Source organism: Streptomyces angustmyceticus, from assembly GCF_040701845.1.
Classification (GTDB): domain Bacteria; phylum Actinomycetota; class Actinomycetes; order Streptomycetales; family Streptomycetaceae; genus Streptomyces; species Streptomyces angustmyceticus_A.
On record NZ_JBFBHQ010000001.1, the window covers coordinates 810,207 to 822,089 of the forward strand.

The 11,883-nt window shown below is 68.6% G+C and carries 6 protein-coding genes; 1 reads left to right on the forward strand and 5 read right to left on the reverse strand.

Features of this window, described 5'->3' with window-relative positions:
• Positions 1-55: 55 nt before the first annotated feature.
• The 4 genes from AB0411_RS03445 to ngcE all read right to left on the reverse strand — a co-directional run bounded on the left by AB0411_RS03445 (position 56) and on the right by ngcE (position 5,019).
• On the reverse strand, positions 56-1,255 hold the full coding sequence (locus AB0411_RS03445) for an ROK family transcriptional regulator (RefSeq protein WP_366415488.1): 1,200 nt from the start codon (positions 1,253-1,255) through the stop codon (positions 56-58).
• Between the two features lie 344 nt (positions 1,256-1,599).
• Positions 1,600-2,565 (reverse strand): carbohydrate ABC transporter permease, encoded by a 966-nt coding sequence (locus tag AB0411_RS03450; protein WP_366415489.1) that lies wholly within the window; start codon positions 2,563-2,565, stop codon positions 1,600-1,602.
• On the reverse strand, positions 2,565-3,488 hold the full coding sequence (locus AB0411_RS03455; RefSeq protein ID WP_366415490.1) for a carbohydrate ABC transporter permease: 924 nt from the start codon (positions 3,486-3,488) through the stop codon (positions 2,565-2,567). Before AB0411_RS03455 ends, AB0411_RS03450 begins: the two co-directional genes overlap by 1 nt.
• Positions 3,489-3,576: 88 nt before the next feature.
• On the reverse strand, positions 3,577-5,019 hold the full coding sequence (gene ngcE, locus AB0411_RS03460; protein WP_366415491.1) for an N-acetylglucosamine/diacetylchitobiose ABC transporter substrate-binding protein: 1,443 nt from the start codon (positions 5,017-5,019) through the stop codon (positions 3,577-3,579).
• A gap of 433 nt (positions 5,020-5,452) precedes the next feature.
• Here ngcE and AB0411_RS03465 point away from each other — a divergent pair, with 433 nt between their 5' ends.
• A complete protein-coding gene (locus tag AB0411_RS03465; protein ID WP_366415492.1) occupies positions 5,453-8,908 on the forward strand; it encodes a GH92 family glycosyl hydrolase in 3,456 nt (1,151 codons plus the stop codon).
• An 88-nt stretch (positions 8,909-8,996) separates the two neighbouring features.
• Here AB0411_RS03465 and acnA read toward each other — a convergent pair whose 3' ends face one another.
• Complete coding sequence (gene acnA / locus AB0411_RS03470) at positions 8,997-11,711, reverse strand: aconitate hydratase AcnA (RefSeq protein ID WP_366415494.1); 2,715 nt, start codon at positions 11,709-11,711, stop codon at positions 8,997-8,999.
• Positions 11,712-11,883: the final 172 nt, after the last annotated feature.

Here is an 11,883-nt window from a genome sequence, read left to right on the forward strand (position 1 = left end):
AATCCTTAACGAGATGACAACGGTGCCATGCGTTAGCTGTATGAACTCAGTGATCTCATGCCAGGGCCGGAGCGTCCGCGGACTGCGCTCCGTCGAGCAGGGTCGAATCGCCCATCTCGCTCAGCACCAGCGCCAGCGCTCCCAGCACCTCGGCCCGGCCGCCGAGCGTGCCGGGGACGACGCCCAACTGCCGTGCCGCACTGGGGATCGCGTACCGCGACACCGATTCGCGGATCGGCGCCAGGACCAGCTCACCGGCCTCGGCGAGATCGCCGCCGAGCACCACCCGGCTCGGATTGAGCAGATTGCACAGATTCGCCACACCACTACCGATATGGCGGCCCACGTCCGCAATGACCCGCCGGCAGCCCGGATCGCCCTCGCGGGCCAGCTGCACCACCCGCGCCATGGTCAGATCCGGACCGTGGCTCGGCTGCAGCAGCGGGAGGACGTAGCGGGCCGCGGTGAAGGTCTCCAGGCAGCCGCGGTTGCCGCAGCGGCACACCGGGCCGGACTCGTCCAGGGTGATGTGCCCGATCTCCCCGGCCGTGCCGCCCGGCCCCCGGTAGATCTGCCCGCTGATCACCAGGCCGGCCCCGACACCGCTGGCGACCTTGATGTACGCCAGGTCGGCGGCGCCCCGGCCGCCGCCCCAGACCAGCTCGCCCAGCGCGCCGAGGTTGGCGTCGTTGTCGACGTGGACGGGCACGCCGAGGCGCCCGGACAGCTCCTCGCCGGGGTTGGTCCCCGACCAGCCCGGCAGGATCGCCGTCGAGCCCAGTGTCCCGGACTCGACGTCGATGGGTCCCGGTACGCCCAGGCCGACGCCGATGACCTTGCCCGCGTCCAGCCCGCTGGCCGTGATCAGCCGGTTGACCAGCTCTTCGGCCCGGTCGAAGCCCTCGGCCGCGGAGGCGTCCACATCGATCGGCTCGGCCTCCTCGGCGAGCACCTGGTGGGCGAGGTTGCCGACCGCCACCCGCAGATGGGAGTGCCCGAAGTCGACCCCCACGACGATGCCGGCGTCACCGGACAGGGAGACGCTGCGCGCCCGCCGCCCGCCCGCCGAGGTCGGGGTCACCTCGACGGTCCCGCCGTCCTTCAACTCGCGAACGATGTTGGAGACGGTGGCCGCGGACAGCCCCGTGCTCCGGGCGATCTCCGCCTGCGTGAGTGAGCCCGCCATACGCACCGCACGCACGACCCGCTCCAGATTGGCCCGGTGCAGCGAGGACTGCGACCCCGGAGTCTCCATCGACTCATCCACTCCCGTCTGGGGCCGGGGGTGCCTCCCAGTGGTGACTGGGGAGCACGACGACCGCCCACCGGCCGCGCCCACACCTTTGTGGAACGGCCCTCGATTCAACATGTGAACTCTAAGCAGAACTCCAGCCGGGAAGTCTCGTCAAGGCGTTGAGCCCACACATGATCGGTGACCGGCCCTCGGGGCGGTCGGCGCGGCGGTCCCACGGCAGCGGAAGCACCCCGGGGCGGCTCGCGGCGCTACGCACGGTTCGGCGCGTACCCGCCCCCCGCATCGCCGCCGGCGTACGGCGCGCGCCCGGGACCGCTCCCCCGCCGGCCCTCGGCACCGCTCCCCTATTTGAGTGCGCCCGCGGTCAGCCCGGCCACCACCTGCCGCTGGAAGATGATGTACGCGGCGAGCACCGGCAGCATCGCGATCGTCAGACCCGCGAACAGGCCCGACCAGTCCCCCTTGTAGCCCTGGCTCACCGCCAGCGCCACCAGCCCCTGGGTCAGCATCTTCTTGTCCGGGTCCCCGACGTTGAGCACCGTCGGCAGCAGGTACTGGTTCCACTGCCCGAGGAAGTTGAAGATGCCGACGCTGATCAGGCCGGGCTTGGCCATCGGCAGCATCACCTGGAAGAAGGTGCGGGTGTGCGAGGCGCCGTCGATGAGCGCCGCCTCGGCCACCGAGGTGGGCAGCGTGCGGAAGAACCCGCTGAGGAAGAAGACCGTGAACGGCAGGGAGTAGGCGATGTAGACGAGGATCAGGCCGTGGTAGGTGTCCAGCAGCGCCATGTTCTTCATGACGAAGAACAGCGGGACCAGCGCCAGGATGACCGGGAAGCCCATCCCGCCCACGAACAGGAAGTACACGAAGCGGTTGCCCGGGAAGTCGAAGCGGGCCAGCACATACGCCGCCATCGCGCCCAGCAGCATGGTGCCGATCAGCGAACCGCCCACGACGATCAGCGAGTTGAAGAAGTACTGGCCCATGTTCGCCTTGTCCCAGGCGCGTGACCAGTTGTCGAAGTGCAGGACCGAGGGCAGCCCCCAGGGCGAGCCGAAGATCTCGGTGTCGTCCTTGAAGGAGCTCACTACCGCCCACAGCAGCGGCATGGTGACCAGGAGGCCCCAGATCACCAGCACTCCGTGCGAGAAGACATTGAGGACCGCGCCCTCACCGCTCCCGCCGCCGGACGGGGCGCCGCCCTTGGGGTCCCGGCCGCCGCGCTGCCCGGGAAGCCGCGGGGCACCCGACGCCGGCCCCTGCTGTTTCGTCACACCGGGGAGGTCCGCGGGATCCGTCTGCGCACTCATCAGAACTCCAGTCGCTCGCGTCGTCCCAGCCGCAGCACGACGGCCGAGAAGACGAGGGTCACGATCAGCAGGGAAACGCCGATGGCCGTCGCGTAACCGGCCTGACCGTCGCGGAAGGTCTTCTGGTACACGTACAGCGGAAGGACCTCGGTCGAATAGTCGGGGCCGCCCGGGCCGACACTCATGATCTGGACGAAGGCGAATGCCGAGACGTCCAGGGCGAGGATGCCCATATAGATCCAACCGGTCTGGACGGTGTCCCACAACAGCGGCAGGGTGATCCGGAAGAACGTGTTGAGGCGGTTCGCGCCGTCCAGCAGCGCGGCCTCGTAGAAGTCCTTCGGAATGGAGCTCATACCGGCGGAGAACAGCACGACATAGAAGCCCACATTGGCCCACACCATCGCGGCCATGACGCACCACAGCGCGATCTGCGGATCGCCCAGCCAGTCCGGCTGCACCCGGCCGAGCCCGATCGCCTTGAAGAAGGCGTTGAGCGCGCCGCTCTCCGGGTTGTACGCGAACTGGAACAGCAGCGCGACGATCGGGACCGACAGCACCTGCGGGAAGAAATAGAGGATTTTGTAGGCGCCCGAGCCGCGCACCCCGCCGATGACCGCCTTCTTCCTGCGGCGGCCACCGACGTTGAGCATGAAGGCGAAGAAGAGCCCGAGCGAGAGCGTCACCACCGGCAGCAACAGCAACAACGTCACGCTGTTGCCCACGGCGGACCAGAAGACGTCGTCGCGGAAGAGGCGCGCATAGTTGTCGAAGCCGACCATCTTCATGTCCGGACTCAGCCCGGTCCAGTCCGTGAAGGAGTAGTAGATGGCCTGGACGAACGGCGAGATCACGAAGATCGCGTAAATCGCCAGCGGGAGGGCCAAGAACCCCGCGATGAAACGGTACTTGCCGTGTTTCATGACTACCGATCCCGTTCTCTCCCCGCGTCTGCCGCCGCCGGTGACGCGCCCCAGCCCGTGCTGGGAGGTTCCCCTGCGAACTCGTCGGTCAGCGCTTGTACTTCTTGACGCTGGAGTCGTCGCGGGTGTCGTCCGCGTACTTCTGGATCTTCTTGATGGCCTCGTCCGGCGTCATCCGGCCGGCCATCATCTCGCCCAGCGCACCGACGCCGATCCGCTCCTTCTGGAGCGCCACATACCAGTCCTGCAGCCGCGGGTTGACGATGTTCTGGCCGGCCTTCTGCAGCGCCACCTGCGCCGATGCCAGACCGGGCGGGAGCGTCAGCCCCTCGGTGCCGCCGTTGAGCGAGGTGAGCGAGGAGACCTGCTTGATGAAGTTCTGCGAGGACTTCTTGCTGAGCATGATGCGCAGCAGTTCCATCCCGCCCTCGGCGTTCCTGGCCTTCCGCGGCACGATGTACGGCTCGCCGCCGGAGGCCCAGAGGGTGCCGTACGGCATCTTGTCGGAGTCCGACAGGCTGGAGGGGGCGCCCACCGCGAGGTCGAAGTGCGGGTTCTTCGCGATCTGCTTGGCCGACTCGTTCTCCACCCAGGAACCGTTGGGGATGAACAGCGCCTTGCCCTCGGCCCACGCCTTCTGCGACTGCAGGTGGTCCAGCCCGGGCGAGCCCTTGAGGACATAGCCCTTCTTGTACAGCTCGTAATAGGCGTCGAAGGCCGCCTTGACCGCCGGGTCCTTCCAGGCGTCCGGCTCCAGATTGTCGATCTTCCGCAGGACCTCCGCGCCACCGATCTTGGCGATGAACGGGTACAGGCTGAAGGGGAGGTAGTACGGGTACTTCCCCGGGTACGTCCAGCCGGCGACGCCCTTCTTCTTCGCCTTGGCGCAGAGGGCCAGCATGTCGTCCCAGGTCTCCGGGTATTCCGCATCCAGCTTCTGCAGATTGCTCTTGGAGTACCAGACGCCGTAGACGGTGTAGGCGTAGTAGAGGATCCAGGTTTCCTTGCCGCCGAACTGCCCCATCTCGACGACACCGGGGCGCAGGGTGTCGCGCACCTTCTTGTTCGGGTCGTCGACGGAGGGGGCGTCGAGGAGCGCCGAGAGGTCGGTCAGCTGGTCCTTGGCCACCAGCGTGCCAAAGTCCATCTGCTCCGCACCGGAGTTGTCGACCAGGTCGGGCGGGTTTCCGCCGTTGAAGCGCGGCTGCAGCGTCGACTGGATCTTCTGGGTCGACGAGAGTTTCACCTTGCCGTCGGCCTTCGGGAAGGACTTGAGGTATTCGCCCTGCGCGTCCTTGGCGTACTTGTCGCCGAATCCGCCGTCGAAGATGACCACGTCGAGGCCGGCCGACTCATTGACCGCGAGCGGGTTCTTGGCCGACTTCTTGCCTTTTTCGACCTTGTTGTCGCCGTCGCCACTGCCGCCGCCGGCACACGCCGACAGCACGCCCATGGCCGGTACGGCGATGATTCCCAGGGCCGCGGCCCGCTTGACCAGATCGCGACGGTTGAATTCCGAGGTGGATCCCATGCTCAAGTCCTCGCCTTCTTCAGGACTCAGGCGGTGTACCGGAGCCACCCCGGCACCGCGGGTCAGATGAAGCTGAGTTGTACGGGATGTGCACCGGGCGCGCTAGAGAAATGCGGGGCAGTCATCCGTTCCCGCCTTCCCCCCGGATCCGCGGCCATGGTCGTACGGCCGGTCGGACGCCGACAGGTATAGTCCACTTCCGGCCGCAGGGGCAAGATCGAATGCAGGGTTGGCCGGGAGTCTTTCCCTAGTTGAGACCTCCCCGGTATGCACGGGATTGCCCGGCCCTCCCCCAGCCGGACGACCCCGCGACACGGCGCCCACCGATCTCAGCCGCACCCTTGACACCAAAGTCCCCACGCACCTTACTTATCTCTGTTTATCTCGGCGTCATGTAACTGACAACGATGTCAATCTCGTTGAGAGGGCTCGCGTGCGGCTCAGACACCGGCACCGTCCACTGCGGGGGATCGCCCGCCCCGCCGCCCTCGCGGCGGCCGCTCTGCTCGTCATCACCGTGCCCGGTCCGGCGGGGGCGGCCCAGGCCGCGCCCCGAAAGCCCCGGGAGGCAGCGGAGTTCCGCTCGTCCTTCGAGGCCGGCGACCCGCAGCCGGACTGGACCGACAGCGTCGACACCGGCCCCGACGGGAAACCCCGGGCCTCCGGCGTCGAGCCGCGGACCGCTCCCGCGGCCCCCGGCATGAACACCGCCACCGACACCGGCCCCGACGCCTCCCCCACCGCCAAGGCGCACGCCGGCTTCAGCGGCACCCGTGCGCTGCGCTACTCCGGCACCCACACCGCCGACGGCCGCGGCTACGCGTACAACAAGATCTTCGATGTCAACGTCCCCGTCACGGCGGCCACTTCGCTCTCGTACAAGCTCTTCCCCGAGATGGCGAAGAGCGATCCGGACTATCCGGCGACCCACGCCGCCGTGGACCTGGCCTTCACCGACGGCACCTACCTCAGCGAGCTGTCCGCCGTCGACCAGTACGGCGCGCCGCTGACACCGCAGGGCCAGGCCGCGGCCAAGACGCTCTACGCCAATCAGTGGAACCACCGGGAGTCGCGGATCGGCGCGGTCGCCGCCGGAAAGACCGTCGACCGGATCCTGGTCGCCTACGACGCGCCCCGGGCTCCGCGCACCGCGCCGGCCTTCCGCGGCTGGGTCGACGACCTCGTCCTCGCCCCCAAGGCCCCGGAGAAGCCGCTCGCCCACCTCTCCGACTACGCCGTCACCACCCGCGGAACCCTCTCCAGCGGCAGCTTCTCGCGCGGCAACACCTTTCCCGCCACCGCGGTCCCCAACGGGTTCAACTTCTGGACGCCGGTCACCAACGCGGGCTCCGCCGACTGGCTCTACGAGTACGCGCGCAAGAACAACGCCGACAACCTGCCCACCCTCCAGGCGTTCAGCGCCAGCCATGAACCGAGCCCGTGGATGGGAGACCGGCAGACCTTCCAGGTCATGCCGTCCGCCGCGGCCGGCACCCCGGACGCCTCCCGCACCGGCCGTGCGCTGCCGTTCCACCACTCCCGCGAGACCGCGAAGCCGCACTACTACGGCGTGACCTTCGACAACGGCCTCAAGACGGAGATCACCCCGACCGACCACGCCGCGCTGATGCGCTTCACCTTCCCCGGCGACCAGGCGAGCCTGATCTTCGACAACGTCAACAACAAGGGCGGGCTGAGCCTGGACACCGAGCGCGGCGTCGTCACCGGCTTCTCGGACGTCAGGAGCGGCCTGTCCGTCGGCGCCACCCGGCTCTTCGTCTACGGCGTCTTCGACGCCCCGGTCACCGGCGGCGGCAGGCTCCCCAACGGGGGGTGCGGCGTCAGCCGCTCCAGTGGAGCCGGTGCTTGCACCGGGGGCAAGGACGTCACCGGCTACCTCCGCTTCAAGCCCGGGGCGGACCGCACCGTGACCATGCGGATCGCCACCTCCCTGATCAGCGTGGACCAGGCCAGGGCGAATCTGAACCGGGAGATCCCGGCCGACGCGTCCTTCGCCGGGGTCAGGGACCGGGCGCAGGCGCAGTGGGACGATCTCCTGGGCAGGATCGAGGTCCAGGGCGCGAGCCGTGATCAGCTCACCACCCTCTACTCCAGCCTCTACCGCCTCTACCTCTACCCCAACTCCGGCTTCGAGAAGGTCGGTTCGCGCAGCCGCTACGCCTCCCCCTTCTCGCCGCAGACCGGCCAGGACACCCCGACCCGCACCGGCTCGAAGATCGTCGACGGTGAGGTCTACGTCAACAACGGCTTCTGGGACACCTACCGGACCACCTGGCCCGCCTACTCCCTGCTCACCCCGAAGCGGGCCGGGAGGATGGTCGACGGTTTCGTCCAGCAGTTCAAGGACGGCGGCTGGATCTCCCGCTGGTCGTCGCCGGGCTATGCGGACCTGATGACCGGTACCAGTTCCGATGTGGCCTTCGCCGACGCCTACGCCAAGGGGGTGAAATTCGACGCCGAAGCCGCCTACGCCGCGGCCGTCAAGAACGCCACCGTCGCCCCGCCGAACCCCGGCGTCGGCCGGAAGGGCATGAACACCGCGCCGTTCCTCGGCTATACGAGCACCGACACCCGCGAGGGCATGTCCTGGGCGCTGGAGGGCTACCTCAACGACTTCGGCATCGCCCGTATGGGCCAGGCACTGTACGAGAAGACCAAAAAGCCCCGCTACAAGGAAGAGTCCGCCTATTTCCTGGGCCGCGCCCGGAACTACGTCCGCCTCTTCGACGACAAGGTGGGCTTCTTCCAGGGCAAGGACGCCCAGGGCCACTGGCGGCTGCCGCCGGACAGGTTCGACCCGCGGGTCTGGGGCAACGACTACACCGAGACCAACGCCTGGACCGCCGCCTTCACCGCACCGCAGGACACCCGGGGCCTGGCCAACCTCTACGGCGGCCGCGCGGGCCTGGCCAAGAAGCTGGATGCCTATTTCGCCACCCCGGAGACCGCTTCGAAGGAATTCGCCGGCTCGTACGGCGACGTGATCCACGAGATGACCGAGGCGCGCGACACCCGTATGGGCATGTACGGGCACAGCAATCAGCCCTCGCACCACATCGGATATCTGTACGACGCGGCCGGGCGGCCCTGGAAGACTCAGGAGAAGGTCCGCGAGGCGATGGCCCGGCTCTACCTCGGCAGCGAGATCGGCCAGGGGTATCCGGGCGACGAGGACAACGGCGAGATGTCGGCCTGGTACGTCTTCAGCTCGCTCGGCTTCTATCCGCTGGTGATGGGCCAGGGCGAATACGCGGTGGGCTCCCCGCTGTTCACCAAGGCCACCGTCCACCTGGAGAACGGCCGGGACCTCACCCTCAGGGCACCGCGCAACAACGCCCGCAACGTCTACGTCCAGGGCCTCCGGGTGAACGGCAGGGCCTGGACCTCCACCGCCCTGCCGCACCGGCTCCTCGCCCGCGGCGGCACCCTGGACTTCACCATGGGCGACCGCCCGTCCGCCTGGGGCACCGCAGCGGACGCCGCCCCGACGTCGATCACCCGGGACGACAAGGTGCCCGCGCCGCCCGGGGACGTGACCGGCGCCGGCGGCGGTCCGCTCTTCGACAACACCTCGGACACGGCGGCCCAGCTGACCGGCGCCCCGGTGGACCTGGCCCGGCCGGCCCGGGTCACGTCGTACACCCTCACCTCGTCGGACCGTGCCGCGGCACCCGGCGGCTGGACCCTGGAGGGCTCCCCGGACGGAGAGCGGTGGACGCGGCTGGACCACCGCGCGGGCGAGTCCTTCGCCTGGGACCGCCAGACCCGCGTCTTCGCCGTCGGCCGGCCCGGGAGCTATGCGCACTACCGGCTGGTCCCCGACGGCGCGGGCACCCTCGCCGAGATCGAGCTGCTCGGGTCGCCGTAGACCCGGCCCGTGGCCGGAAGCCGACGCACGGACGGGCCGTACCCCCTCGCCCGAGGGAGTACGGCCCGTCCTGGTGCCGCGGGTGGACCTACTTGCGGATCAGCGAGCGCAGCACGTACTGCATGATGCCGCCGTTGCGGTAGTAGTCCGCCTCGCCGGGGGTGTCGATGCGGACGACCGCGTCGAACTCGACGCCGCTGTCCGTGGTGACCTTGACGGTGCGCGGGGTGGTGCCGTCGTTCAGCTCGGTCACGCCGGTGATCGAGAAGGTCTCCTCGCCGGTCAGGCCGAGGGACTCGGCGGACGCGCCCTCCGGGAACTGCAGCGGAAGGACGCCCATGCCGATGAGGTTCGAGCGGTGGATGCGCTCGTAGGACTCGGCGACGACGGCCTTGACGCCGAGCAGCGCGGTGCCCTTGGCGGCCCAGTCGCGGGACGAGCCGGAGCCGTACTCCTTGCCGGCCAGGATGACCAGCGGGGTGCCGGCCGCCTGGTAGTTCTGCGAGGCGTCGTAGATGAACGAGACCGGCGCGCCGTCCTGGGTGAAGTCGCGGGTGTAGCCGCCCTCGGTGCCCGGCGCGATCTGGTTGCGCAGGCGGATGTTGGCGAAGGTGCCGCGGATCATGACCTCGTGGTTACCACGGCGCGAGCCGTAGGAGTTGAAGTCACGACGCTCGACGCCGTGCTCGGTGAGGTACTGGCCGGCCGGGGTGTCGGCCTTGATCGCACCGGCCGGGGAGATGTGGTCGGTGGTGACCGAGTCGCCCAGCTTCGCCAGCACCCGGGCGCCGGAGATGTCCGAGACCGGGGTGGTCTCCATCGTCATGCCCTCGAAGTACGGGGGCTTGCGCACGTAGGTGGACTGCGGGTCCCACTCGAAGGTGTTGCCGGTGGGGATCGACAGCGCCTGCCACTGGGCGTCGCCCGCGAAGACGTCCTGGTAGGACTTGTTGAACATGTCCTCGCCGATGGCGTTGGCCACGACGTCGTTGACCTCGGCCTCGGTCGGCCAGATGTCCTTCAGGAAGACCGGGTTGCCCTCGGTGTCGGTGCCCAGCGCGTCCTGGGTGATGTTCACCTTCATGGAACCCGCGAGGGCGTACGCGACGACCAGCGGCGGGGACGCCAGGTAGTTCATCTTGACGTCGGGGTTGATCCGGCCCTCGAAGTTGCGGTTGCCGGAGAGCACCGAGGTGACGGCCAGGTCGTGGTCGTTGACGGCCTTGGAGACCTCCTCCGGCAGCGGGCCGGAGTTGCCGATGCAGGTGGTGCAGCCGTAGCCGACGAGGTTGAAGCCGACCTTGTCGAGGTACGGGGTCAGGCCCGCCTTGTCGAAGTAGTCGGTGACGACCTTGGAGCCCGGGGCGAGGGTGGTCTTGACCCACGGCTTGCGGGTCAGGCCCTTCTCCACGGCCTTCTTCGCGACCAGCGCGGCGGCGACCATGACGTACGGGTTCGAGGTGTTGGTGCAGGAGGTGATGGCCGCGACCGTCACCGCACCGTGGTCGATCTCGTAGGTCGAGCCGTCGGGGGCGGTGACCGTGGTGGGACGGGTCGGTACACCGTTGCTGGAGGCCGGGGCGTCGGAGGCCGGGAAGGACTCCTTGCCCGCCTCGTCGTCGTCCTCGACGTAGTTGCGCACGTCCTGCGCGAACTTCTCGGCGGCGTTGGCCAGGACGATGCGGTCCTGCGGACGCTTCGGGCCGGCGATCGACGGGACGACCGTCGCCAGGTCCAGCTCCAGCTTCTCGGAGAAGTCGGGCTCGGCGGCCGGGTCGAGCCAGAGGCCCTGCTCCTTGGCGTACGCCTCGACGAGCGCGACCTGCTGCTCGTCGCGGCCGGTCAGGCGCAGGTACTTCAGGGTCTCGTCGTCGATCGGGAAGATCGCGGCGGTGGAGCCGAACTCCGGCGACATGTTGCCGATGGTGGCGCGGTTGGCCAGCGAGGTGGCGGCGACGCCCTCGCCGTAGAACTCGACGAACTTGCCGACGACGCCGTGCTTGCGCAGCATCTCGGTGATGGTCAGCACCAGGTCGGTGGCGGTGGTGCCGGGCTTGAGCTCACCGGTCAGCTTGAAGCCGACGACGCGCGGGATGAGCATGGAGACCGGCTGGCCGAGCATCGCGGCCTCGGCCTCGATGCCGCCGACGCCCCAGCCCAGGACACCGAGGCCGTTGACCATGGTGGTGTGCGAGTCGGTGCCGACGAGGGTGTCGGGGTACGCCTGGCCGCCCCGGACCATGACCGTGCGCGCCAGGTGCTCGATGTTCACCTGGTGGACGATGCCGGTGCCGGGCGGGACGACCTTGAACTCGTCGAAGGCGGTCTGGCCCCAGCGCAGGAACTGGTAGCGCTCCTTGTTGCGGCCGTACTCCAGCTCGACGTTCTGGCCGAAGGCGTCCTTGGTGCCGAACTTGTCGGCGATGACGGAGTGGTCGATGACCAGCTCGGCCGGCGCCAGCGGGTTGATCTTCGCCGGGTCACCGCCCAGCTCCTTGACGGCCTCACGCATGGTGGCGAGGTCCACGACACAGGGCACGCCGGTGAAGTCCTGCATGATCACGCGGGCCGGCGTGAACTGGATCTCCTGGCTGGGCTGGGCCTGGGAGTCCCAGCCGCCGAGCGCCCGGATGTGGTCGGCGGTGATGTTCGCGCCGTCCTCGGTGCGGAGCAGGTTCTCCAGCAGCACCTTCAGGCTGTAGGGAAGACGCGCGGCGCCTTCGACCTTGTCCAGCCGGAAGATCTCGTACGACTCGTCGCCCACCTGCAGCGTGCTGCGGGCGTCGAAGCTGTTCGCCGACACGACAGTCTCCTTCATGCATGAAATTCGCGCGTACCACCGCCATGCTGCCGTCACAGCTTCTTGCCCCGTCCGCTAAGGTATGCCTAAGTTAGGCACGCCTTACTGGCGCGGCGGCGGTACGCCTCTCGGCAGATATCTCGATGTCGAGATAACTCTAGTACATCGTCGCGGC